This is a genomic window from uncultured Aquimonas sp., assembly GCF_937888285.1.
GTDB lineage: Bacteria > Pseudomonadota > Gammaproteobacteria > Xanthomonadales > Xanthomonadaceae > Aquimonas.
The window spans coordinates 32,238-55,058 of record NZ_CALART010000091.1; the positions used below are offsets into that span (position 1 = coordinate 32,238).

15 protein-coding genes are annotated in these 22,821 nt (G+C 69.3%); 7 read left to right on the forward strand and 8 right to left on the reverse strand.

What is annotated here, in order from left to right; all coding sequences use genetic code 11:
* Nucleotide 1 precedes the first annotated feature (1 nt).
* From Q0654_RS16860 to xylA, 3 genes are all read left to right on the forward strand, one after another.
* Nucleotides 2-850 (forward strand): aldose epimerase, encoded by an 849-nt coding sequence (locus Q0654_RS16860; RefSeq protein ID WP_298856026.1) that lies wholly within the window; start codon nucleotides 2-4, stop codon nucleotides 848-850.
* Nucleotides 851-968: 118 nt separating this feature from the next.
* Nucleotides 969-2,504 (forward strand): xylulokinase, encoded by a 1,536-nt coding sequence (gene xylB, locus Q0654_RS16865; RefSeq protein WP_298856027.1) that lies wholly within the window; start codon nucleotides 969-971, stop codon nucleotides 2,502-2,504.
* Between the two features lie 40 nt (nucleotides 2,505-2,544).
* Nucleotides 2,545-3,882, forward strand: a complete 1,338-nt coding sequence (xylA, locus tag Q0654_RS16870; protein WP_298856028.1) for a xylose isomerase — start codon at nucleotides 2,545-2,547, stop codon at nucleotides 3,880-3,882.
* 49 nt (nucleotides 3,883-3,931) lie between these two features.
* On the opposite strand, the gene Q0654_RS16875 is transcribed toward xylA, so the two are convergent.
* On the reverse strand, nucleotides 3,932-4,996 hold the full coding sequence (locus tag Q0654_RS16875) for a LacI family DNA-binding transcriptional regulator (protein WP_298856029.1): 1,065 nt from the start codon (nucleotides 4,994-4,996) through the stop codon (nucleotides 3,932-3,934).
* Nucleotides 4,997-5,094: 98 nt separating this feature from the next.
* Here Q0654_RS16875 and Q0654_RS16880 point away from each other — a divergent pair, with 98 nt between their 5' ends.
* Nucleotides 5,095-7,230, forward strand: a complete 2,136-nt coding sequence (locus Q0654_RS16880) for a sialate O-acetylesterase (RefSeq protein WP_298856031.1) — start codon at nucleotides 5,095-5,097, stop codon at nucleotides 7,228-7,230.
* A 55-nt stretch (nucleotides 7,231-7,285) separates the two neighbouring features.
* The gene (locus tag Q0654_RS16885; protein ID WP_298856118.1) at nucleotides 7,286-8,941 is read left to right on the forward strand and encodes a glycoside hydrolase family 43 protein; all 1,656 of its coding nucleotides are present in this window, start codon (nucleotides 7,286-7,288) and stop codon (nucleotides 8,939-8,941) included.
* Nucleotides 8,942-8,999: 58 nt separating this feature from the next.
* Here the strand turns inward: Q0654_RS16885 and Q0654_RS16890 are convergent, their stop codons facing one another.
* From Q0654_RS16890 to Q0654_RS16915, 6 genes are all read right to left on the reverse strand, one after another.
* Nucleotides 9,000-10,559, reverse strand: a complete 1,560-nt coding sequence (locus tag Q0654_RS16890; protein WP_298856033.1) for a tryptophan halogenase family protein — start codon at nucleotides 10,557-10,559, stop codon at nucleotides 9,000-9,002.
* A 66-nt stretch (nucleotides 10,560-10,625) separates the two neighbouring features.
* On the reverse strand, nucleotides 10,626-11,648 hold the full coding sequence (locus tag Q0654_RS16895; RefSeq protein WP_298856035.1) for a cupin-like domain-containing protein: 1,023 nt from the start codon (nucleotides 11,646-11,648) through the stop codon (nucleotides 10,626-10,628).
* Between the two features lie 16 nt (nucleotides 11,649-11,664).
* Nucleotides 11,665-12,429 (reverse strand): SapC family protein, encoded by a 765-nt coding sequence (locus tag Q0654_RS16900; protein ID WP_298856037.1) that lies wholly within the window; start codon nucleotides 12,427-12,429, stop codon nucleotides 11,665-11,667.
* Nucleotides 12,430-12,600: 171 nt separating this feature from the next.
* Nucleotides 12,601-15,732 carry a TonB-dependent receptor gene (locus tag Q0654_RS16905; RefSeq protein ID WP_298856039.1) on the reverse strand — a complete coding sequence of 1,044 codons (3,132 nt, stop codon included), beginning with the start codon at nucleotides 15,730-15,732 and terminating at the stop codon, nucleotides 12,601-12,603.
* Between the two features lie 661 nt (nucleotides 15,733-16,393).
* Nucleotides 16,394-19,219 (reverse strand): serine/threonine-protein kinase, encoded by a 2,826-nt coding sequence (locus Q0654_RS16910; RefSeq protein ID WP_298856041.1) that lies wholly within the window; start codon nucleotides 19,217-19,219, stop codon nucleotides 16,394-16,396.
* Complete coding sequence (locus Q0654_RS16915) at nucleotides 19,216-19,761, reverse strand: ECF-type sigma factor (protein ID WP_298856043.1); 546 nt, start codon at nucleotides 19,759-19,761, stop codon at nucleotides 19,216-19,218. The genes Q0654_RS16910 and Q0654_RS16915 overlap by 4 nt, the downstream gene beginning before the upstream one ends.
* Before the next feature lie 383 nt (nucleotides 19,762-20,144).
* Between Q0654_RS16915 and Q0654_RS16920 the strand changes: the two genes are divergently transcribed.
* On the forward strand, nucleotides 20,145-20,558 hold the full coding sequence (locus tag Q0654_RS16920) for a hypothetical protein (RefSeq protein WP_298856045.1): 414 nt from the start codon (nucleotides 20,145-20,147) through the stop codon (nucleotides 20,556-20,558).
* A gap of 4 nt (nucleotides 20,559-20,562) precedes the next feature.
* Nucleotides 20,563-21,048: a hypothetical protein gene (locus Q0654_RS16925; protein WP_298856047.1), complete on the forward strand. Its 486-nt coding sequence runs from the start codon at nucleotides 20,563-20,565 to the stop codon at nucleotides 21,046-21,048.
* Nucleotides 21,049-21,097: 49 nt separating this feature from the next.
* Here Q0654_RS16925 and cysG read toward each other — a convergent pair whose 3' ends face one another.
* Nucleotides 21,098-22,606, reverse strand: coding sequence for a siroheme synthase CysG (gene cysG, locus Q0654_RS16930; RefSeq protein WP_298856119.1), 1,509 nt, complete (start codon nucleotides 22,604-22,606; stop codon nucleotides 21,098-21,100).
* Between the last annotated feature and the right edge of the window lie 215 nt (nucleotides 22,607-22,821).

Below are 22,821 nucleotides of genomic sequence, written 5' to 3' on the forward strand. Positions count from 1 at the left end.
CATGATCGCGCTGCCCGATCCGCTCGATCGGTTCGATGCGCGTGCACCGATGCCGCCGGGCGCGCTGGTTGAGATCGGCGACGCCCAGCTGCGCGTCCAGATCGCGCCAGAGGCAGGGGGGCGCATCGCAAGTGTGCGATGGCAGGGGCGCGAATGGCTGCACGGGCACGCGCCGGACAACGACAGCACGATCGGCTGGGGCTGCTATCCGATGCTGCCCTGGGCGGGCCGCCTGCGCGGTGGCGCCTTCCAGTTCGAAGATCGCCGCATCGAACTCACACGCAACTTCGATGCCCATGCGATTCACGGGCTTGGCTTCGCCCTGCCATGGCGAGTGCTGTCACTGCAGCCTGGCGCGTTGAGCCTAGGCCTGCAGCTGCCGCGCGACGCGCGCTGGCCCTTCGGCGGACAGGCGCGGCAGTGGATCCGGATCGAAGGCGACAGCCTGCGGCTCGAACTCGAACTCGCGGCGGAGGAGCGCGCGCTGCCGGCCGTGATCGGCTGGCACCCGTGGCTGCTCAAGCCGGAGCATCTGCAGTTCGTTCCGCAGCGCTACTACCCGCGCGATGCCGATGGCATCGCCACCCTGCCGCTGCAGCCCGCACCGCCGCCGCCCTGGGATGACTGCTTCGTCCATCGCGGGCCGATCGGCATCGAGCGTCAGGGGCAATGTCTGCAGATCGAGTCCGACTGCGACCACTGGGTGATCTACGACGGCCATCCGCAGGCGACCTGCGTGGAGCCGCAGACGGGCCCGCCGGACGCTTTCAACCTGCAGCCGCAGCGCTGTCACCTGCCTGCCGGCGGACGCCTGCGCGCCTGGATGCGCTGGTCATGGGCGCAGGCATGAGACCCAGCGTGGCTTCCCTCCAAATCGCCGAACTCGGCAGGGGCGCCCATGTCGTTCCGGCGCTCTTTTGTTCGACCAGAAATGATAGCGCTAGCACCGAGCGCAGGAGCGTGCACCGATGACGGCAGCGAAGGGTGAGCTCTACGTCGGCCTGGATGTCGGCAGCCAGAGCGTCAAGCTGCTCGTCTTCGAGCCGCAGACGCGGCGCATCCTCGCCCTGCATGGCCAGCCCCTGCAGATGAGCGCGGGCGAGGACGGCAGCCGCGAGCAGCGCGCCGAATGGTGGATCGACGCGATCCGCGCCTGCTTTTCCCGTCTGTCGGCGTCCGTGCGCGGGCGGGTGGTAGCGATCGGCGTGTCCGGGCAGCAGCATGGCCTGGTGGCCCTGGATGCCGCCGGCAAGGTGCTGGCGCCGGTCAAGCTGTGGTGCGACACCAGCACGCAGCAGGAGTGCGCCGAGATCATGCAGGCGGTTGGCGGTGCCCGCGCCTGCGTGGCGCTGGCCGGCAATCCGATCCTGGCCGGCTACACCGCATCCAAGGTGAGCTGGACGCGCAAGCATCGCCCTGAGGCCTATGCGCGGCTCCACACGATCCTGCTGCCGCATGACTACGTGAACTTCTGGCTGACCGGCGAACGCTGGATGGAATTCGGCGATGCCTCGGGCACCGGCTGGCTCGACGTGCGCACACGCACGTGGTCCGAGGCCCTGCTGCAGGCGACAGCGCCCGAGCGCGACCTGAGCCGCTGCCTGCCGCCCCTGCTGCCGCCGGACGCCGGCTTCCCGCTCGCGCCGACCAGTGCCGAGGAACTCGGTCTGCCGAGGCACGTTCGGGTCAGCGTTGGCGGCGGCGACAACATGATGGCGGCGATCGGCACCGGCAATGTGGCGCCCGGCGTGCTGAGCATGAGTCTCGGCAGCTCGGGCACGCTGTTCACCTGCGCCGAGCGCCCGGTGGTGGACGACGCAGCGGGCTGGGCGGCGTTCTGCTCCTCCACGGGCGGCTGGCTGCCGCTGGTGTGCACCATGAACTGCACGCTCGCCACCGAGTCGATCGCACGCGCCTTCGGCTTCTCCTCGCGCGATGGCGATGCCCTGCTGGCCGCCACCCGGCCCGGCGCGAACGGCCTGACCCTGCTGCCCTTCTTCAACGGTGAACGCACGCCCGATCTGCCGCAGGCGCGCGCCGCCCTGTTCGGCATGGACGCGAACAATCTGGACGCCGCCAACGCCTACCGGGCCGCCATGGAGGGCGCGACCTTCGCTTTGCGCTACGGCTTCGACGCCCTGCATGCGGCGGGCCTCGCTTTCGACTCGATCCGGCTGACCGGCGGCGGCAGCAACAGTCCGGTGTGGCGACAGATGGTCGCCGACGTGTTCGACCTCCCGGTCGATGTGCCCGAGCAGTCCGAGGGCGCCGCCTTTGGCGCGGCGCTGCAGGCGCTGTGGTCGCAGCGCCGCGCCGAGGGTGACAGCACGACCAGCCTCGTGGCGACCGTGCAGGAGCACGTGCGCCTGGATCCGCAGCGCTCGGCGCGCCCCCAGGCGGAAGCGAGCGAGGCGTATCGCAGCCACTATCGCCGCTATCTCGAATGGCTCGACTGCATGCGCCGCATGCATGCGACCACGCCCACCAGCGACGCCCGACCCTGAAGCGCGGCGCTCTCTTCCTCAAGCCCCAAGGACATCCGCCATGCACAGCCCCTACGTCGGCGCCCGCGAGTTCTTCCCCGGCATCGGCCGCATCCCCTTCGAGGGTCGGCAGTCGGACAATCCGCTGGCCTTCAAGCACTACGACGCGACGCGCCTGATCGGTGGTCGCAGCATGGCCGAGCATCTGCGCTTCGCCGTCTGTTACTGGCACTCCTTCTGCAACGCCGGGCATGACCCCTTCGGCCCCGGCACGCGCCGCTATCCCTGGGACCAGGCCGACACCGCCATGGCCAGGGCCGAAGCGCGACTGGATGCGGCCTTCGAGTTCGTGACCAAGCTCGGCGTGCCCTACTACTGCTTCCACGACATCGACCTGGCGCCGGATGCCGATGACATCGGCGAGTACCGGGCCAATCTCCAGCACATGGTGCAGCTGGCCAAGCAGCGCCAGCAGGCGACCGGGGTCAAGCTGCTGTGGGGGACCGCCAATCTGTTCTCGCACCCGCGCTACATGAATGGCGCGGCCACCAATCCGGACTTCGCGGTGGTCGCGCGCGCGGCCGTGCAGGTGAAGGCCGCACTGGACGCCACGGTTGAACTCGGCGGCGAGAACTACGTGTTCTGGGGCGGTCGCGAGGGCTATGCCAGCCTGCACAACACCCAGATGAAGCGCGAGCTCGACCATATGGGGCGCTTCCTCGCGGCCGCCCGCGACTACGGTCGCAGCATCGGCTTCAAGGGTGTGTTCCTGATCGAGCCCAAGCCGATGGAGCCGATGAAGCACCAGTACGACTTCGATTCGGCGACCGTGGCCGGCTTCCTCAAGAGCCATGGCCTGGAGCGCGACTTCAAGCTCAACATCGAAGCCAACCACGCAACCCTGTCCGGACACACCTTCGAGCACGACCTGCAGGTGGCTTCCGATCACGGCCTGCTTGGCAGCATCGACGCCAACCGCGGCAATGCGCAGAACGGCTGGGACACCGACCAGTTTCCGGTCGATCTCTACGACACGGTCGGCGCCATGATGGTGGTGCTGCGCCAGGGTGGGCTGGGCGCGGGCGGGCTCAACTTCGACGCCAAGGTGCGCCGCGAGTCGACCGATGCCGAGGATCTGTTCCTGGCCCATATCGGCGGCATGGATGCGTTCGCGCGCGGGCTTGAAGTGGCGCATGCGCTGCTCACGCGCTCGCCCTGGGAGAGCTGGCGCGCCGAGCGCTATGCGAGCTTCGACAGCGGTCGCGGTCGTGACTTCGCCGAGGGGCGCCTGGGCTTGGCCGACCTCGCGGGGCTGGCGGGCGAACTGGGCGAGCCCGTGCAGCGCAGCGGCAAGCAGGAGCGCTACGAGAACCTCTTGAACCAGTTCCTGCTCGGCTAGGCCGATGCCGGCCGCGCGAGGCTGCCGCAGCGGAAGCGAAGCGCCGGCATCAGCCCGCGGCCGGCCTGCGCGGTGCGGCCACCGAGCCGCGCACGATCAGCTCATGCGCCAGCACCACGTCTTCAGCCCGGCGCGGCTCGCCCTCGCGCTGGCGCAGCAGGCGCAGCAGCACCTCGAGCGCGGCATCCGCCATCGCGGCGATCGGCTGCCGCACCGTGGTCAGCTCGGGCCAGACCGTGGTGGCGGCCGAGCTGTCGTCGAAGCCGACCACCGACAGATCGCGCGGAACGTCGAGGCCGCGACGGTGGGCCACCGAGACCACCGCCGCAGCCATGTCGTCATTGGCGGCGACGATGGCGGTCGGCGGCTGCGGCAGCGACAGCAGGTACTCGGCCGCATCGAGGCCGGAGCGATAAGTGAAGTAACCCTGCCGCACCAGGGCCGGATCGAGCGCGATGCCGGCCTGCGCGAGTGCGGCTTCGAAGCCTTCCTGGCGGCGCCGGCTGGCGATCTGGTTCGGATCACCGAGAATGCAGGCGATGCGCGTATGGCCGAAGCCGATCACATGGCGGACGATCTCCAGCGCGGCCTCGAAATCGTCGATGCGCACGCGCGGCATGTCCAGGCCCTCCGCGCCCCAGCCGATCGCCACCACCGGTACGCCGGCCGCGGCGAGCTCGGTTTCGACCAGCAGCGATTCGCACAGCGGCGGCGGCAGGATCACGCCCGAGACCGTGCGTGCGAGCGCGCGCGCGGCGGCCTGCTCGGCGGCCGCGTCATGGTCGGCCCAGGTGTCGATGACCAGCTGCGCGGCCGTGCGCGCGGCGGCGCGCAGCGCGCCGATCAGCAGCTCGCTCAGGTAGGCGGTGCTGGGGTTGGAGTAGATCAGCGCGATGCGCGTGGCCTGCGCGGTGGCCAGCGAGCTCGCCGCGAGGTTCGGCGTGTAGTCGAGCTGCTGGATTGCTCGCTGCACCCGTTCGCGCGTGCTGTCGCGCACGCTGCCGTGGCCGTTGATGACGCGCGAGACGGTCATCGGCGAGACCCCCGCCAGCCGCGCCACCTCGTCGATGGTGACGGCACTGCTCTTGCGCCGGATCGAACGTTTGGTCTGCAACGCGATGTCCTGTGGGTAGGGTGGCCTGCGCCGTGGGTGGCCCAGGCCTCGCTTCTTCTTTGCAGCGGGGCGAGCCGGTGCTGCGGGAGCGTTTTCTCATGGTAGCGAGAACGATGGAACCCGGCGACGGCGGGCAGGGCGCGAGCGATGCGGTGTCGTTCGCGCCGACCGCAGCGCCAGGATGCCATGGCCGCGGATGGGTGCTCACGCGCTGGCCGACCGTGCTGCTGGCCCTGTGCGCCTGTGTGAGCGCAGCGGCCGCGGACGCTGCCGCCGATAGCCTGCTCGCGCCGATCTTCCAGGACCACGCCGTGCTGCAGCGCGATGCGCCGATCCGGCTGTACGGTCACACGGACGCGGGCGCGTCGCTGCAGATCCGCTTGGGCGCGCGCACCCTGCAGGTCGAGTCCGATGCAGAGGGCGATTGGCGGGCCGAGCTGCCCGCACTGCCGGCCGGTGGGCCGCACGCGCTCGAAGTGCGATCTGGCGCTCGCGTGCAGCGCATCGAGGATGTGCTGATCGGCGACGTCTGGCTGTGCTCGGGCCAGTCGAACATGGTGCTGCCGGTGCGCCGCAGTCTGGACGCCGACAGCGAGATCGCACAGGCGCGGAACGACCGGATCCGCCTGTTCACGGTGCCCGAGGCGGCGTCGCTCCGCCCCGCGGACACGTTCACGCACTCGGCGGCGTGGCAGTTGACGCGGCCCGAGACGGTCGGCGAGTTCTCGGCGGCCTGCTACTACTTCGCCCGCGAGCTGCAGAGGCAGGTCGACGTGCCGATGGGCCTGATCGTCGCCGCGTGGGGGGGCTCGCGCATCCAGGCCTGGATCAGCGCGGAGGCCTTGTCGGCGCAGGGCGAGCACGACGATGAACTCGACGCCCTACAGCGCTATGCCGTGGACCCGGCCGCAGGCGCTGCGCGTTGGGGCGAACGCTGGACCGGGTGGTGGCGTCGGCACGGCAGCCGGGGGCCGACGGATGCGCCGTGGTCGACCAGCTTCCGCGAAGACGCCGATTGGGCCGATGCGCCCGCCGAGCTCGGCGCCTGGGAGCGCTGGGGCGTGCCGGAGCTCGCCGCCTACGACGGCATGCTGTGGTATCGCAGCGGCCTGCGGCTGACGCGCGCGCAGGCCCGCCAGCGCGCCGTGCTGGAGCTTGGCGCCGCCGACGAAACCGATGTCACCTGGGTCAACGGTCGCGTGGTGGGCAGCCTGTACGCACCCGGCGAAGGGCGTCGCTACGCGCTGCCGCCGGGTCTGCTGCGCGCCGGCGAGAACCGCATCGTCGTCAATGTGCTCGACACCTGGCGGGACGGCGGCCTGGCCGGGCCCGCCAGCGCCCACGCCCTGGTTCTCCAGGACGGCACGCGCGTGGCGCTCGATCGCGGCTGGCGCTGGCGCAAGGCGAGCGCCGCCGGCTCGCCGCCGCGCGCGCCCTGGCAGAGCGCGGCCGGACTGTCCACGCTCTACAACGGCATGATCGCGCCGCTTGGCGCCTACGGACTGCGCGGCGTGGTCTGGTACCAGGGCGAGTCCAACACCTTCGAGGCCGCGGCCTATGCCGACCTGCTGAAGACGCTGATCGCCGACTGGCGGCAGCGTTTCAAGGCGCCGCTGCCTTGGCTCAATGTGCAGCTGGCCGGCTTCGGTGCGCCGCCGACGGCGCCCGCCGACAGCGGCTGGGCCGAACTGCGCGAGGTGCAGCGTCGCCATGCGGCCAGCGACCCGCGCTACGGCATCGCAGCCGCGGTCGATCTCGGCGACCGCTACGACATTCATCCGCCGAACAAACAGGAGCTGGGGCGGCGGCTGGCGCGGCTGGCGCGACATCTCGTCTACGCCGAGAGCGCACTTGCGCCGAGCGGCCCGCAGCCGGTCCGCGCGTGGCGTGAGGATGGCCACGTGCGCCTGCAGTTCGGCCAGGTCAGCGGCGCGCTGCTCAGCCATGGCGCCGAGCATCCGATCGGCTTCGAGCTGTGCACGGCGAGCAGCGACGCGGCGGCGCCGCAGACGGACCTGCGACTCGACCGGGCCCCGCTGCAGTGCCGCTACGCGCAGGCCGGGGTGCACGGCACACACCTCCATCTGCGCGATCTGCGCGCCGCCAACGCCGCACAGGCCACCCATGTGCGCCATGCCTGGGCCGACAACCCGGTCATCACCCTGTTCGACAGCGCGGGCCTGCCTGCGCAGCCTTTCGAACTGCCGATCACGCTCGACGCCGCCGAGGAATGAATCCATGCACACACTGTCCGACCACGCCTCGTCCGGTCTTCGTAGACCCACGCGCATGCGCACGCTGCTGGCGGCCTGTGTGGCGCTGATCGCCGCGCAGTCAGCCGCCGCGCAGTCCGCCCTGTTCGACCATTTCCGCTACGTCGGCCGCGACGCCGTGTTCGAGCAGCCGCTGCCCGAGGGCCATTTCCGTAACCCGATCCTGGCCGGCTTCCATCCGGACCCCAGCATCACCCGCGTCGGTGACCGCTACTACCTGGTGCACTCGACCTTTGTCTGGTTCCCCGGCATTCCGGTGTTCGAGAGCCGCGATCTCGTGCACTGGACCCAGATCGGCAGCGTCATCGATCGCGCGGAACAGCTCGACTTCAGTGGACTCGGCGTTTCCCGCGGCGTGTTCGCGCCGACCATCGAACACCACGAGGGCACCTTCTACGTCTTCAACACCGCGGTCGACAACGGCGGCAATTTTCTGGTCACCGCCAAGAATCCAGCAGGGCCGTGGTCGGATCCGATCTGGTTGCCCGGCATCGAAGGCATCGATCCCTCGCTGTTCGTCGATGCCGACGGCCAGGCCTATGTGCTCAACAACGGTCCGCCCGAGGGCGAACCGCGCTACGACGGCCATCGCGCGATCTGGATGCAGGCCTTCGACCTGAAGACGAACACGCCCTTCGGCCCGCGCCGGGTGCTGATCGACGGCGGCGTCGATCCCTCGACCAATCCGATCTGGATCGAAGGGCCGCACATCTACCGGGTGGACGGCTGGTACTACCTGGTCTGCGCCGAGGGCGGCACCGGCCCGCAGCATTCGCAGGTCGTGCTGCGCAGTCGCGAGGTCTGGGGGCCGTATGTGCCCTATGAGAACAATCCGATCCTGACCCAGCGCGATCTCGATCCGGCCCGCCCGCACCCGATCACCAATGCCGGTCATGCCGATCTGGTGCAGATGGAGGACGGCAGCTGGTGGGCGACCTTCCTGTCGAGCCGCACCTATGGCGAAGTGCACTACAACACCGGTCGCGAGACCTTCCTGCTGCCGGTCGAGTGGCGCGAGGGCTGGCCGCACATCCTGCCCGAAGGCAGGCCGATTCCCAGCGTGTTGCCCGCGCCGAAGGCGATGCAGGGCGCGACGAGGCAGGCGCCGCTCAGCGGCAACTTCGAATGGCGGGACGATTTCGACGGCCCGCAGATGGACCGCGCCTGGCTCAGCCTGCGCGGCCCCAGTCAGGACTGGGCCTCACTGAAGGATCAGTCGGGCTGGCTGCGCTTGAGTGCCCAGTCGGACCGGCTGGAAGGCAGCGGCCGGCCTGCCTTTCTGGGCCGCCGCCAGCAGCATCTGGCGTTCGAGGCCGAGCTGCGCATCGCCACTCCGGAAAGCACCGCGATCTCGGCCGGGCTGCTGGCCTTCCAGAACGAGGATCACTGGTACTACCTCAGTCTGCGTCGGAGCGAGGCCGGCCGCAGGCTGCAGCTGCAGAAGCGCGCGGCCGGCGAAACGCGCACGGTGGCCGAGGTCGAGCTTGCCGAGGGTGAGCCGCTGCTGCTGCAGGTCGCAGGCGAGGATGCCGACTACCGGTTCACCTATGACCTCGGCGAAGGTCCGGTGCCGATCGGCGACGTTCAGGACGGCCGCATCCTCAGCACCGATGTCGCGGGCGGTTTCGTGGGCGCGATGCTGGGGCCGCATGCGGCCCTGATCAAACACTGACGCAGCCATCTGCGCAGCGCGCGGCGCGCAGGCCATCTTGCCTGCGGCCGCGCGAGGCTCAGCGCAGTCGCTCGGCCGGGCAGTAGCGCTCAAGAAAGGCCTGATGGCTCGGCATCGAGTCGACGCGACGCTGGATCGGCTGTCGGATCGCCGCCAGCAGTTGAGCGAGGTCCGCATCGGGCAGGGCGCGGGCGAGCGGGTGGTGCGCGCGCGGGACGATGCCCTGCCCGAGCATCACATGCGTCCACGAGTCGACCCGGAACAGCTCATCCTCGCCCTGCCAAGCGTGGGCGCGATCGCGGAACAGGGCGATGCGATGTGCCAGTGAATCCGGCAGGCCCATGGCGCGGCATTCGTGCCACATCGGCTCGTCGCGCTGGTTGGCGTGGTAGTGCAGGATGATGAAGTCGCGCACGTGCTCGGCTTCCGCCCGGCTCGCCTCGTTGTAGCGCCGCACCAGGGAGTCCTCGATGCCGGCGAAGGGGAACATGTGGATCAGTCGCGCCACGCCGCTCAGGGCGAGATGGATGCTGGTGGATTCCAGCGGCTCGATGAAGCCGCTCGACAGCCCCAGGGCGACGACATTGCGATTCCAGACCTGGCGCCTGCGCCCGGTCACGAAGGGCACCACCATGGGCGGTCGCAGGGCGGCGCCCTGGGTTGCCGCCCGCAGGCGCGCGCCGGCCTCGTCGTCGGACATGTAGCGACTGCAGAACACCCAGCCGTTGCCGACGCGATGCTGCAGCGGGATCTGCCAGCGCCAGCCGGCGCCGTGCGCGCTGGCCTGGGTGTAGGGCACGGCGGGCCCGACGGACTCGGTCTGCATGGCCACCGCGCGATCGCAGGGCAGCCAATGGGTCCAGTCCTCGTAGCCGGTCTTCAGGGTCTGCTCGATCAGCAGCCCGCGGAAGCCCGTGCAGTCGATGAACAGATCGCCCTCGATGACCTGGCCGCTGTCCAGCACGAGGGCGGCGACGTCGCCGCTGCTCGCATGCTGGCGCACTTCGCGGATCTTGCCTTCCACCCGCACCAGACCCTGCCGCTCGGCGCGTCGCCGCAGGAAGGCGGCGTACTGCGCGGCATCGAGATGGTAGGCATAGCTCAGCTCCCCTTGCCCGGGGCCCGACTGCGCGGACTCCCAGCGCGTCGACCAGCTCGCGGCATTACCCTGGGCGGCACCGGTCAAGGCGAAACGATCCGCGCGCGAGGCGACCGCCTCCAGGCAGTAGTCAGCGAGATCGGAGCGCTGGCCACGGCGCAGGCTGTCCAACCAGAAATGATGGAACTCGCAGGCCCATGTGCCGAGCCCGGTGCGGCCGAAGGGGTGGATATAGGTCTCGCCCTCGCGGCCCCAGTCGCTGAACTTGATCGACAGCTTGAAGCAGGCGGCGGTGGCGCGCATGAACTCGCGCTCGTCGATCTGCAGCAGGCGATGGAAGGTGCGGATGGTCGGAATGGTGGACTCGCCCACGCCGATCGTGCCGATCTGCTCGGATTCGACCAGGGTGATGTCGAGCAGATCGCGGAACTGGTGACTCAAGGCACAGGCTGCGACCCAGCCGGCGGTGCCGCCACCGGCAATCACGACCCTGCGGACCCTGCGCGCTTCATCGGCCATCGGTGCACTCCAGTCGAAGGCGGGCTGCGCGCGATTGCGGCAGGCGACTCGCGGACGGCGTCGCCGTCATCGGTTGAGCTTGCTGATCAGCATCGCGCGCAGCTGGCGCGCGAGCGCTTCGTCGATCGGCCCCAGCACATGGCGGGCCGCTGGCGGCAGGTGCGCCCCGGCGCGATCGGCGGGGCCGAACACGTAGTAGTCGAAGACTTCGCGCCAGGCGCGCTTTTCGGCCTCCGGGCGATCGCGCAGCGTCCACAGCGCGTGGTAGAGCGCATGCATGGGCGTTGGCATCCAGGCGGGATGGCTGCTCCACCAGTAGTTGATCAGCACGTTGAAGCCGTCCAGCGCTTCGACGTGATGCCACCACAGGCTGGGAATGAAGAGCGCGTCGCCGGCTTCGAGCACGACCGAGCGCGCCACCGCCATCGCCCCGCGGAAGCGTGGATAGCGCTGCAGATCAGGCGCCGCGAAGTCGACCACGCTGACCGCCTGGCCACCCGGCGTCGGGTCGAGTGGGCCGGGATAGAGGTTGCAGATCTGGTCTGGCGGAAACAGGGTGAAGCGCCGACGCCCGACGGCGCAGCAGGCCAGATTGTTGGGCGCGTCGTAGTGGCAGGACGCGGTCACGCGATTGCCGATCCAGATGCTCGGTGGCGCATCCACGCCCTGAGCCGCGAAGTCGAGATCGTTGTGCGCGCGCAGGCCCGGGAAACAGGCGTCCACGGGCAGCGAGGCCACGTAGTACATGTCCGGCGCATCGGATTCGAGTCCAGCCGCGATGGCCTCCAGCACGGCCGCAAGATCACCCCGCCGCACCTCGCAATTGAGTGCGCTGAAGTCCTCGCTGTAGAAGGGTCGGCCGCGCGCTTCCGGCCCGGCGTGCGAGTACTGGACGGGACGCCCGTTGTAGTGGGCGAGCAGCGCGGCGAAGGCATCCGCGGTCGAGCTCCGGCCGGCCTGCACCAGGGGCCAGTTGCTCACCAGACCGCGCAGCACGACCGGCTCGCCGGCCGCCAGCAGGGCGCCCACCGGCAGCTCTGCCGGAGACACCGCAGCAACAGAGCGCAGTTCGATGGCGCCTTCGATCATGGGCCAGCCGTCCGCATCAGGCGACGCGCTCCGCTGTGGACGAAGGAGACGAGGGCGTGCGCAGCCTGCGCTGCTTCTCGGCCAGCAGCCGACGCACGTTGTGCTGCGAGGCGAGCATCAGGTGTGCGCCCTCCAGCCAGCCCGCCTGGTGCAGCGCGTGCAGCTCGGTCGGTGCCAGAGCGGCCAGTCGCTGGCGATCGATACCGTGCAGCCCGCCGACCTTGACGCCGTGCTCGCTGTCGAAGCGGACGTCGAGCTGCACGGGCTGGATCAGATCCAGCGCCTTGAAGGCCGCGCACATGACGCGGCTGGCCTGCGCGCCGCCATGGATGCCGCGGAGCACGGTGATGATGTGCTCCAGGTAGGGGCTGTGCCCGCCGTGTGGAAGGAACACCGCCTCGCCGTGATCCGCGCCGATCCGCGGGTGCTCCATGTCGACGTGGATGACCGGCTCGGTCTCCGGCTCTCCTGCCGTGCCGCGCTGCTGGAAGCCGATCAGAAAGGGGCCGCGCGCCACCGCCCCCGGCAGGTAGTTCGCCGCCCAGCGCCCCTCATGCAGGAACAGGTTCTCGCGTGGCTCGAAGCCCAGCAGGATGACCGGCTGGTACTCGCCGGAGCCGGCGTCCTGTTTCAGGAAGATCGGATACTCGCGCTGCAGCTCGGCGAACTCCGTCGGGAAGGCCGGCAGCATGCCGACCGAGTCGCCATACGCAGCGCCGAAATGCGTGACCACGCGAAGATCCGCGTGCTCGACGTTGTTCAGGACTTCATAGCGCGCCATTGCAGTTGCAGGCTCCCTCGGCGATGCGAGCAGGCTGAAAGTCTCACCGAAGGCCCGGCTCCCGCAAGCGCGTCCGGCGTTGCGCTATGCCGGTCGCTTGCGCGCTTCGGCAGCGCTCCGGGCATCCTCGCTGCCGCCAGCGAGGATGCCCGGAACCGGCTCGGCCTCAGCTCAGAAGGTGTAGCGGAAGCCCAGCATGTAGCGCGGGCTCTGGTCGAGCAGCTTGATGAACTGGTTGTACGAACGCCCGCGCCAGCGGATGTCCTCGCCGGTCAGATTGATCGCCTCCAGCGACACCGACATCCGGTCGTTGATCCGGTAGCTGGTGCTGAGATCCCACTGGGTGTATTCCTCGACATAGAACGGATTGCGGCTGCCGCCCTGGTTGGCGAGGATCAGGTACTCGTCGCGCCAGTTCCAGGCGAGGCGCACCGACCAGCCGTACTTCTCGTACATCAGCATCGCGTTGGCGGTGTCGCTGAGACCCAGCAGTGCGAACTGATCCACGGTGGGATCGCCCGCATCGTCGATGCCGACATCGCCCTTGACGATGGTGTAGTTGGCGTACACGCCGAAGCCGGTTTCACCGAAGAAGTACTGGCCACCGAGCTCCCAGCCGCTCAGCTTGGCCTTGCGCTGGTTGACGGGACGATTGACGTCGAACAGATAGAGCGGGTCGTCCGCCTCACCCACCAGGTCGAAGTCGAACTCCATCTGCAGCACCTGGGCGACCGTGCCGTTGTACGCCGCAAGGCCGCCTGTGCCCGGATTGCGGAGCAGGGCCAGGGCGGTGAACAACGCGGTGTCGTTCGCTGAGCAGGCAGCGTCGACATCCCCGCCTCCTGCGGCCACCTGGGTTCGGCAGTTGGCGCTGAGCAGGAAGTCGAGCGCCGCCCGCGCGTCGGGCCCGGAGGAAGGATCGCGCAGGTCGTACAGCGATTCCCGCACGACCGTATTACCGACGAAGTTGTCGACGCGCTTGTTCCAGTAGGTCAGGGTGACGTAGCTGGACGGCGCGAAATACCACTCCAGCGCAAGGTCGAGGTTGTCCGCTTCGAGCGGAATCAGGGCCGGGTTCTGCGCGCTGCCGGTGGCCCGCGTCGAGGGATTGATCAGGATCGAACCGGTGGGCTGGTTGGGGCTCGGCCCCGCGTACAGATTGCCGTAGGGCACCCGCGACATGGTCTGGCTGAACGAGGCGCGGCCCTTCAGGTCTTCGCGGAGGTCGATGCTGAAGTCCATGTTCGGCAGCAGGTGGCTGTACTTCGCCTTCTCGCTGAAGGGCTGCAGCGCGTCCGAGCGCACGATCCGGAAATCGTTGTTCGCCTGCCATTCGATGGCGCCGGGGATCGCCACCACCGAAGTCGAGGTGATGTCGGTGCGCTCGTAGCGCAGACCGAAGCGGCTGTTGACCGTTCTGCCCGCCAGCTCGCCGTCGAGCTCGATCTGCACATAGGCGGCGTCCACGGACTCGTTGATCTCGTTGTCCGCGGCCAGCTGCGGGTTGACGCGGGTGCTCGCTCCGTAGCGCTGTGCGGCCCAGTTCGCCAGCTCACTGGCGTCGCCGCGCCAGGCGCCGGTGGGAATGCCGGCGGTGCCGAAGTCATTGAACAGACGGGTGATGCTGAAGGGCGTCAGCAGGTCGGTCATGCCCGACTCGTTGCCCGCGTTGGCCACGCCCCAGTCGCCGAGCGCTGCGTACATCTCGCTGTTCTGGCGACGGGTCATGCGCGTGTCGGACGAATCCACGCCGAACTGGAAGCGTCCGCCATCGAACATCCACTCACCGTCGATCTTGCCCGCCTTGACCCGCGACTCCTGCGCCTGCGCGTTGATGCGCAGCACCTGCGAGCCCAGCTGCGAGGCGGGGAAATCGGGGTTGAGCACCCCATTGGACCCGGCCAGCGCGTCAGCGATGGTCGGATACCAGGTGCGCGACGCAATCGGCAGGCCGCTGTTGAAGCGGAATTCCTGCGCCCAGCCGCCACCGCAGTAGGGTCCGCCGGCTTGGCAGTTGTTGGTGCCCGCCAGGCTGAAGAAGGTGGAACCTCCGCCGGTGAAGGGATCATTCGGCAGGCTGCGCGACTTCGACTGGTGGGTGTCGACGGTGAATCGCAGGTCGTCGTTGGCGCGCCAGACCGCATTGAAGCCCAGCGAGTCCAGCCGGTACTTCTGCATGCTGCGCTGCTGCTCCAGGCCGAAGTCCTTCAGGCCGACCACGTCACGCAGGTAGATCGGCGTGGCGACCGCCTGGCCGGTGTCGAACTCGAGATGGGTGAAGCTGTTGGAGCGCTGCAGCCACTGCGTCTGCTCGCCGCGGTCTTCGGTGATCTCGTTGTTGCCGTAGGTGTAGTCCAGGGTCAGCGTGAGGCTGTCGGTCGGCGCGAACTGCAGGACGCCCTGCGCGTTCAGGCGCTCGCGCTGGAAGTCGGCGAACGCATAGCGGATGTCGTTCGGCATGCCGTACAGCTGGCCGATCGCGGGCGGGTTGACCACGCTCGCACCCGGGCGCAGGGCGGCCTCGGTTCCGGTCCACGGCTGCACGTTCCAGCCGTTCTCGGTCGCCTGGATCGAGCCGCCCTGACGCTCCTGGTAGCTGGCGCTCAGGCTCACGCCCCAGGTCTTGTCGTCGTTCGCGTAGCTGAAGATGCCCGAGACTTCCGGGGTGATCTCCCTGTCGAACGGCGCCGACTCGTCGTACATGCCCTTGAGCCCGGCATTGGCCACCAGGCCCTCACGATCCAGGGGGCGCGCGGTGAGGATGTTGATCGAGGCGCCGATGCCACCGCTCGGTACATGCGCCTGTCCGGTCTTGTAGACCTCAAGACCGCTGACGGCCTCGGACGCGAGCTGCGCGAAATTGAAGGCGCGGGTGCCGCCATCGACGCCGCCGATGGGCACCTGCCCGGGAGCGCCAAAGGCATCCGCGCCTGGGATCTGTCGCCCGTTCAGGGTCACCAGATTGAATTGCGGGCCGAAGCCGCGCGCGGTGACCTGCGCGCCTTCACCGTCGCGGCGCTCGATCGAAATGCCGGTGATGCGCTGCAGCGATTCCGCAAGATTGGTGTCTGGAAACTTGCCGATGTCTTCCGATGTGATGGCATCGACGATGCCGGTGGAGTCGCGTCGCACGCCCATCGACTGCTCGAGTGAGCCGCGCATGCCGCTGACGACGATGGCGTCAAGGCGTGTCGCGTCGTCGTCCTCGGCATCGCTCTGTGCGTAGAGCGGGTTGATCACCAGCACGCCACTCACGAAGGTGAAAAGGGCGCGTGAACGGAAGCGCTTCCTGTCGAGGTTCATTGGCAGACCTCCATCAGCCGAGCGGGCAGGCACTGACCAGCTCGAGTCCATGCGCTACGGCGGGCTGCCGACAGGTGTTGCCGACTGCAGATCATCATTTCTTGTCACTCCCCATTGGGCTAGAGAACGCTGCGTTGCCCCCGTCTTGCAACCGGGGCTCCCCCTCGGGTCGCCTACGGCGGCCCGACCTCCTCGAACGCTCAGGCCACCTCCAGGCAGCCTGATCTCTACGCGACAGAACCTTCTTCGAGCGCCCGGCTTCTTGTCCCGGCCGGGTCGCCATCAGCGGGCTTCCACGCGCTCCACTTCGGTGACACTCAAAGCCCTCTCGCTCCCGCCCCCGGCGCGAACGTTTCACTTGGCAGGCCCTGGCCGGAAACCCTTGAGCGCGGGCGCAGGCCGCCGGTGAACCCAGCAGGGGCCTCGCGACCCCGCTGCCACACTGGATGGGAGCGCTACCATCGCCAGCTCAAACAAAAGCGCTCTAATTGATAGCGCTATCAGCTTTCGGCAGAGGCGTGATACCACCCTCCTGTGGGACTGTCACCATGCGCTGCAACAGAGAGCGGTGAGAACCTGTCCTGCAGAAGGCCTGCGACGAACTGCTGGCGCCACCGCGGGCGCCGGATTTCCCGTGCTCCGGGATGGCGAGCGTGCAGAGCTAGCCTGCGTTGGCGGCCCGGGAGGCAAGTCGTTCCGACAGGGCGTCGAGCTTCGCCAAGGTGGGGCTGCGCGGATGCAGGGCGGCGCGCAGCGCCGGCTCTGCCTCGGCAAGCCTGGCGCGAGCGCTCGCGATGTCGTCAGCTGCGGCGTCCGCTTCGGCCAAGGCCAGCTGGGCGCGAGCCCTGCGTGGATGCGCTGCCGGATGCAGGGATTCAACCAGCGCCAGCGCCTCGCCCCGCAGCCGCCGATGGGCGCTGCCGTCCCCCTGGGCTTGCGCGAGTACGGCCTGCGCCTGCAGCAGGGCGAGCCGCTGCGGCACGGGCACTTCATCGAGGGCGGCCAGCGCGGTCTGCACGCTGCCGATCGCAGCGGCCGCTTCGACGACGCGGCCAGCGCGTGCATCGATGCTGGCGCACAGAAGCTGCGCCGCGAGGCTCTGCGGATGTGCGTCGCCAAGCGCCTGCCGGCGGATGCCCTGCGCTTCCGCGCAGAGTTCAGCCGCCTCGTCCAGGCGATCGGTCTCAAGCTTGAGCCGCGCGAGGTTCTGCAGCGGCCCCGCGATGCGGGCATGGCGCGGTGGGTTCAGTTCGCGGCGCAGGGCCAGTGACTCGCGGTACAGCGCTTCGGCGGCCTCCATGTCGCCGCGTTCTTCAAGCAGGGCGGCGAGGCTGTTCAGCGCGTGAGCGACATCGGACGAGGCTTCGCCGCCGGCCATCGCGCGATCGACCTCAAGTCCGCGCCGGTAGAAGGCTTCGGCCTGCGCGAATTCGCCGAGATCGAGGTGGATCGAGCCGAGCATCGACAGGGTGAAGCTCATCGGCGCCGAGCGTGGGCCGCTGACCTTCTCGACGATCGGCAGGGTCTCAAGCATCAGGTCGGCGGCCTCGCGATAGCGCCCAAGCAGCGAGAGCATCTTGGCGCGGCCGTACTGGCTGGGTTCGACCTGCGGGTGCTCGGGGCCGTAGACGGCGATCTTGCGTGCCGCTGCTTCCTCGTACCCTGCCAGCGCCGCGGCGTAGTCGCCGGAGCGCTCCAGCAGCCAGGCGCGGTTGTGCAGCATCGCGCCCAGTTCGCCTTGCGCACCTTCGGCGGCGAACAGCGCTTCCGAGCGCGCGAAGGCGGCCATGGCCTCGTCGCGGCGGCCGAGCTGTTCGGCCGAGATACCGATCTCGGTGCCCGCATGGGCGGCCATCATCCGATCGGGCGGAGTCTGCGCCAGGGCGTCGGCGGCCAGCGTCACCGCCAGCGGATTGGCTTCGGCATGGCGCCCCGCGACGTTCAGCGCGTTGGCCAGGGACTTGCGTGCGGCCATGCGCGTCGGCGCATCCGCGCTGCGCTGGAGCACCGGGTCGGCCTCGCTGAGCAGGGCGATCGCGGCGTCGGTCTCGCCAGCGTTCGCGTAGATGCGCCCGATGCTGGCCTGCAGCCGCGCGCGCAGCTCAACGCCGGCAGTCGCGGCAGGCGGAATGCGCTCGCGTCCCAGCGCCAGCAGCGCCCGCGCCGAAAGCTCGCGGCCACCATGCACGCCGGGGTCGAGCTCGCTGAACAGGCCCTCGAGAAACGCGGTCACGCCCTGCGCGGCGGCAGCTTCGCGGTGCGCGGCTGCCTCGGCTTCCAGCGCGCGGTCGCGCTCCTGCTTCCACTGCAGCGACACACTGCCCACGGCGAACACGGCGATGGTCGCCGCGGCCACGCCCAGCCGGTGGCGGCCGATGAAGCGGCGCAGCAGGTAGAGCCGATGGCGGCCGGCGGCTTGTACCGGTCGACCTTCGAGAAAGGCTTCGACGTCCTCGGCCAGCGCCAGCGCCGAAGGGTAGCGGGCGGCGGGATCGGTGCGCACGGCGCGGTGGACGATGCGGTCCAGATCGCCGCGCAGACGCGGCGCTTCGGCGCGCCACGGCCCGGCGGAGCTCGACAGTGCGGCCGCTGAGGCCGCCGGCAGCTCGGTGCTGGCCGCACGCGCGCCTTCGCCGCGCTCCGGCACCTCGCCGGCCAGCATCTCGTACAGCAGCAGGCCGAGCCCATAGACGTCGGTGGCCGTGGTGACCGGCAGGCCCAGCAGCTGCTCCGGGCTGGCGTAGCGCGGCGTCATCGCGCGGGTCTGGGTTTCGCCGCCCTCGGTGTCGTCGATCAGCTTGGCGATGCCGAAGTCGAGCAGCACCGGGCCGCCGTCGGCGCGCACCATCACGTTGGACGGCTTCAGGTCGCGGTGCACGACCAGCCGCTGGTGCGCGTGATGCACCGCGCGGCAGAGGGTGGCGAACAGCATCAGCCGTTCGCGCAACGCCGGAGGATGCTCGCCGCGCAGCCACTCGCGCAGCTGCAGGCCTTCGATGAAGGGCATCGCCAGCCAGGGTTCGCCGGCCTCGGTGGTGCCGCCGTCGATCAGCCCGGCGATGTGCGGATGCTCCAGCGCAGCCAGCAGCTGGCGCTCGCGGCGGAAACGCTCGCGCACGCGCTCCGACACATAGCCGCGCACCAGCTTCAGCGCGACGCGCCGGTCGTACTCACCGTCGTCGCGTTCGCCAAGCAGCACCACGCCCATGCCGCCTTCACCGACCAGATCGAGGATCCGCCAGGGGCCGATACGCTCGGGCAGGGCGCCGCGCAGCGCCGCTGCGGCAGCGCCGCGCACGCGTTCGGCGATCGCGTCCTTGTGCGCGACTTGACTTGAATCGGCCGCGGTGGCGGCGCACAGCAGTGCCTCCGCCCGCGCGGCAAGCGCTGCGTCGACGCCTTCAGCGCGATACAGCGCTTCGCGCTGCGCCGGCCCGAGCCCCTGCACGCGCTCGAACAGCGCGCGCAGCGCACCCGGTGTGCTCACGACATCGCCTCGCGCAGCCAGGCGCGGCCGAACTTGAGGTCGCGCTCGACCGTGGCCACCGACACGCCCAGCACTCCGCCGACCTGACGCGCATCCAGTCCGCCGAAATACGTCAGTTCCAGCGCACGCGCGGCGCGCGTGTCTTCACCGGCCAGCCGCTCCAGCGCCTCGTGGACTTCGAGCACGCCCACACCGTCGTCGGTCGCCGCGCGCTCGGGGTCGAGCGTCACCGCCACCGCATCGCCGCCGCGCTTGGCCGAGGCGGCGCGGCGCGCATGGTCGACCAGCACGGTGCGCATCTGCAGCGCGGCGAGCGCGAAGAAGTGCGCCCGCGAATCCCAGTCGACCTCCGCGCCCAGCATCTGCGCCACGGCTTCATGCACCAGCACGGTCGGGCTCAGCACCACGTCGGCGCCCTGGAAGCGCTGCCGCGCCATCTGCTTCAGCCGATCGTAGATGTGCGCATTCAAGCGCGGCGCCGCATCGGCAGCACCGGTGCGCCAGGCGTGCAGCAGGGCGGTGATGGCGGCAGTGTGTTCCAAGGGGTTCCTCCGGGGCGCGGGTACGTTACCGGAAGGGGCTTGCGGGTGACCAGACAGGATGCCGAGCGAAGGGGTTCCGGTCTTCACGGATCGAAAGCTTCGGCAATCGCGCGGCCGCACACGCGACCTGCTCCGGCACAAGGGCGGGATCTCGCTGTACCCGACAAGGCCCGGCGCATCGGTCGCGGGGGCGTCGTGAGCACCTGGGCACCTGGGCACCTGAGCACTGGACCTGCGCCCATTAGGCCGTCGACAAAACTGTCACCTCGCTGCGAAACGTCATGCCTCGCCCGCGAATTGCCTCAATCGTCGTTGACGCTTCTGCCTTGTCACACCGCTTAGCGGGTGACCCCGCCTTTCCAGTTCGGCCGCAGCATTCATCCATGAAACCCTACGTTCCGGCGTCACTTTGGTTGGCGCGTCTGCTCTTCGCGATCTGGATCATCGTAGTGAGCGCGCTGCCGTACTCTCTGGCCTTGTCTAGATCGAAAGAACCTGGTGCTGCGTCCCTCGCGCTGGCGACGATCGGACTGCTCGGCGCCTTCGCTCTGTTGGAGAGTTTGCGTGCGTTGAAACCCGCAATGGTTCTGGTGACTCTGGCGTTGGTGCCCCTGGCTGTGAAATGGCTGCTGCGGGTCGGCTTCGTGGTGAAGAATGGCGGCATGGACTGCGGGAGCTGTCAGGGCTCGCCACTGCTGTTCGGCTACTACTGGCTCATCGAAACACTGATCCTGATGCCTGGCCTGCTTTTGCTCGGCTGGCTTCTGATCCTCCTGCTCCACCAGCGCAAGGTCTAGTTGCATGAAGCGGATGCTCTGGGTGCTTTTCGCTTTCTGGATGCTCGTCGGGATGACCTCGGTGTCGCTCGCCACGGATCACCGTCGAAGCTCGAATGCCGAGTGGATGGATCTGCAGCTGAGCGCCGAGCAGCAGGCATGGCTGGACTTCCTCCGGCGCTGTCATCGCGACAATCGCTACTCTCCCTATCTGTTCGAGCTGGACAAAGGCCAGCGGGCAGACCTGCAGGCGCTGGGCATCCCTTCGCCGAGACGACTGGTGGTGTTTGAGCAAGGAAGCTCTGAAGCACCGGTGGATATCCGGCTCAGCCACGCCTTGCGCACCAGCGACGCCCTGCTGCGTGTGCCCTTGCCGACTCTGGTGGACGAAGCGACCCTTCGGCGCTACGAGCGGGACGTCATGGGCTGGGAAGAGAACCCCTTGCATCGGCACTGGTCGACGCTCGGCACCGACGAGCGGGTTCCTGGGGCGCAGCCCCGCTGCGATTAGCCGAAGCGGCCCTTCGCTGTGCGTCGCGCGGGAGCGCTGACTACCAAGCTCACGCCCGCATGTCGATCCGCAGCGGCACGCTTGCCTGCGTCACGCAGGGTCGGCTCTGGGCGACGGTCCGCGCATCCGCCCCAAACCACGCCAGCGTCCGCCCCAGCGCTGCCACCTCGCCGAGGATCAGCAGCGCCGGTGACTTCACCGCCTCGCGTTTGGCCGTCTCCGGCAGGCTGGTCAGATCGCAGTGGATCACCCGCTGTTCCGCGCGACTGCCGTTCTCGATCAGCGCGGCCGGCGTGTGGCCGCTGCGGCCGTGAGCCAGCAGCCGTTCGCGCAGGGTGTCGAGGCCGCTGACGCCCATGTAGACGGCCAGGGTCTGCTTCTCCTGCGCCAGCGCGCGCCAGTCGAGCGCGTCGATCGAGTTGCGGCAGTGGGCGGTGACGAAGCGGACGGATTGGGCGTGGTCGCGGTGGGTGAGCGGGATGCCGGCGTGCGCCGCGCAGGCGAGTGCGGCGGTGATGCCGGGCACGACCTCGTAGGCGATGCCGTGCGCGCGCAGGTGTTCGAGCTCTTCGCCGCCGCGGCCGAAGATGAAGGGGTCGCCGCCTTTCAGGCGCACCACGCGCTTGCCTTGGCGCGCGTGTTCGAGCAGCAGGGCGTGGATGCCTTCCTGCGTGGTGTGGTGGGTGCCGGCTTCCTTGGCGACCTCAATGAACTGGGCGTCGCGGCGCGCGAGTTCGAGCACGGCGCGGCTGACCAGGCGGTCGTGCAGGATCACGTCGGCCTCCTGCAGGCGGCGCTGGCCCTTGAGCGTGAGCAGGCCGGGGTCGCCGGGGCCGGCGCCGACCAGGCTGACGAAGCCTTCGCGGGAGCCTTCGGGTTCGCCGGCTTCGATCAGTTCGACGAGCCGCGCGCGGGCGTCGTCGAAACGCGCGGCGCGCAGCAGCTCGCCGACCTCGCCCGGCCACAGGGATTCCATGAACTTGCGACGGCTGGGCACGTGCGGGAAGCGGGCGCGGAGGCGGGCACGGTGGATGCGCAACAGCTCGGCCAGTTGGCCGAAGCTCTCGTCCACCGACTGTTCGATCTTCTCGCGCAGCTGTCGGGCGAGTACTGGTGCGGCACCGCCGCTGCTGATGGCGACGGTCAGCGGGCCGCGGCGCACCACGGCCGGCACCTGCACGCGGGTCAGCTCGGTGTCGTCGACGACGTTGACCCAGAGCCTGCGCGCAGCACCTTCCTCGGCGACGGCGCGGTTGACTTCGACCTCGTCGGTGGCGGCGATGGCGAGGAAGACCTCGTCCAGCCAGTGCGCCTGGAACTCGCCTTCGAGGTGGGTGATGCGGCCCTCGGCCTTGAGCTTCTGCAGCGCTTCGTTGAGTTGGGGCGCGCCGACGCGGACGATCGCGCCGCATTCGATCAGGGGCAGAACCTTGCGCGCCGCAACTTCGCCGCCGCCGACGACGAGGACCTGGCGGCCCTTGAGGTTGAGGAAGAGGGGGTAAAGAGGTGCAGTGGCACCCGCGCTTGCGTTGTCGAGCTCGGATGGGCCGCCCGGGATTCGGGATTCGGGATTCGGGATTTGTAGAGCGGGTTCGGGCCTGCTGTGGGGTGCGCGCTCCGCACTGCCCTTCACGCCTTGAGAGCCGGGATTGGGGATTGGGGGTGAGGCGACGCGCCCACGCGGCATGCCGCGTGCGTCGGCGAACGCCCGAGCGCTGTGCGCGAGGGCCGGGTAGGGATTCTCTAGAGCATGGCTGTCGCGAGGCGCAAGCA

Excerpts from the sequence above, each read along its gene's own strand:
- Q0654_RS16895 (WP_298856035.1), bottom strand. The coding sequence starts at position 11,648 with ATGATCGAAGGCGCCATCGAACTGCGCTCTGTTGCTGCGGTGTCTCCG.
- Q0654_RS16925 (WP_298856047.1), top strand. The coding sequence starts at position 20,563 with ATGAAGCGGATGCTCTGGGTGCTTTTCGCTTTCTGGATGCTCGTCGGG.
- Q0654_RS16890 (WP_298856033.1), bottom strand. The coding sequence starts at position 10,559 with ATGGCCGATGAAGCGCGCAGGGTCCGCAGGGTCGTGATTGCCGGTGGC.
- Q0654_RS16920 (WP_298856045.1), top strand. The coding sequence starts at position 20,145 with ATGAAACCCTACGTTCCGGCGTCACTTTGGTTGGCGCGTCTGCTCTTC.
- Q0654_RS16860 (WP_298856026.1), top strand. The coding sequence starts at position 2 with ATGATCGCGCTGCCCGATCCGCTCGATCGGTTCGATGCGCGTGCACCG.
- Q0654_RS16885 (WP_298856118.1), top strand. The coding sequence starts at position 7,286 with ATGCGCACGCTGCTGGCGGCCTGTGTGGCGCTGATCGCCGCGCAGTCA.
- xylA (WP_298856028.1), top strand. The coding sequence starts at position 2,545 with ATGCACAGCCCCTACGTCGGCGCCCGCGAGTTCTTCCCCGGCATCGGC.
- Q0654_RS16905 (WP_298856039.1), bottom strand. The coding sequence starts at position 15,732 with ATGAACCTCGACAGGAAGCGCTTCCGTTCACGCGCCCTTTTCACCTTC.
- xylB (WP_298856027.1), top strand. The coding sequence starts at position 969 with ATGACGGCAGCGAAGGGTGAGCTCTACGTCGGCCTGGATGTCGGCAGC.
- Q0654_RS16880 (WP_298856031.1), top strand. The coding sequence starts at position 5,095 with ATGGTAGCGAGAACGATGGAACCCGGCGACGGCGGGCAGGGCGCGAGC.
- Q0654_RS16900 (WP_298856037.1), bottom strand. The coding sequence starts at position 12,429 with ATGGCGCGCTATGAAGTCCTGAACAACGTCGAGCACGCGGATCTTCGC.